The sequence below is a fragment of the Nocardiopsis prasina DSM 43845 genome (assembly GCF_000341265.1).
Taxonomy (GTDB): Bacteria; Actinomycetota; Actinomycetes; order Streptosporangiales; family Streptosporangiaceae; genus Nocardiopsis; species Nocardiopsis prasina.
This window is the reverse complement of sequence record NZ_ANAE01000233.1, coordinates 1-1,208: the sequence shown is the minus strand read 5'-3', so window position 1 is coordinate 1,208 and position 1,208 is coordinate 1. Positions and strand designations below refer to the sequence as shown.

1 protein-coding gene is annotated in these 1,208 nt (G+C 71.4%); it reads left to right on the top strand.

The genetic code is table 11. The features are described from left to right. On the top strand, positions 1–1,208 hold a 1,208-nt coding region (locus D452_RS0127085; RefSeq protein ID WP_017547267.1), incomplete at both ends, for a glycoside hydrolase family 15 protein.

Below are 1,208 nucleotides of genomic sequence, written 5' to 3'. Positions count from 1 at the left end.
TACCTCGCGCACGACACCGAGCCCGGCCGCACCGACCTCGTCCGGGTGATCGGCGGCGTCACCCCCGCCACCGTCGAGTTCGCCCCGCGTCCCGACTTCGGCCGCGCCCCCATCCGCATCACCGTCGAGCCCGAGGGCCTGCGCGTCCAGGGCGCCGACTTCCCGATGGTCCTGCGCTCCCCCGGTGTGGAGTGGCGGGTGGACCACGACGGCACCGACGACGTCGCCCGCGCGACCGTCCACCCGAGGTCCGAGCGTCCCGTGGTGCTGGAGCTGCGCTGCGGCACCGACTCCCTGACCGCCGAGGAGGCCACCGAGGCGCAGCGCCAGGAACAGGCCGCCCTCCACTGGTCCTCCTGGGTGCGGGACCTGGACCTGCCGCGCACCGAGAACGTCCTCGCCGCGCGCTCCGCACTGACTCTGCGGGGTCTGTGCACCCCCACCGGCGGCGTCATGGCCGCCGCCACCACCTCCCTGCCCGAGGAGATCGGCGGCGTCCGCAACTGGGACTACCGCTACTGCTGGCTCCGCGACGGCGCACTCACCGTCCAGGCCCTGGTCACCCTGGGCTCCACCACCGAAGCCGAAGCCTTCCTGGACTGGGTCCACCGCGTCGTGGACTCCCTGCCCTCACCCGAACTCCTGCGCCCCCTCTACTCCCTGCGCGGCACCAACCTGGGCCCCGAAGAAGTCATCGAGTCCCTGTCCGGCTACGCCGGCTCCCGCCCCGTGCGCATCGGCAACCTCGCCGACCACCAGGTCCAACTCGACGTGTTCGGACCCGTCGTCGAACTCATCACCCACCTGTCCCACACCCGCGACCAACTCACCGACCGCGACTGGGACCTGGTCCGCTCCATGGCCGAGGCCGTCGCCCGCCGCTGGCACGAAGCCGACCACGGCATCTGGGAAGAACGCGACGAACCCCGCCAACGCGTCTACTCCAAGGTCATGTGCTGGGTGACCCTGGACCGCGCCATCACCCTCGCCGAGAAGTACGGGCGCACCGTCGACCCCACCTGGCCCGACCTGCGCACCGACATCGCCCAGGAAGTCCTCGAAAAGGGCTGGAACGAACAGGCCCAGGCCTACACCACCGCCTACGACGGCACCGACCTGGACGCCGCCTCCCTGCACATCGGCCTGTCCGGACTCATCGACCCCACCGACGAACGCTTCCAGGCCACCGTCACCGCCGTGGAAGCCGA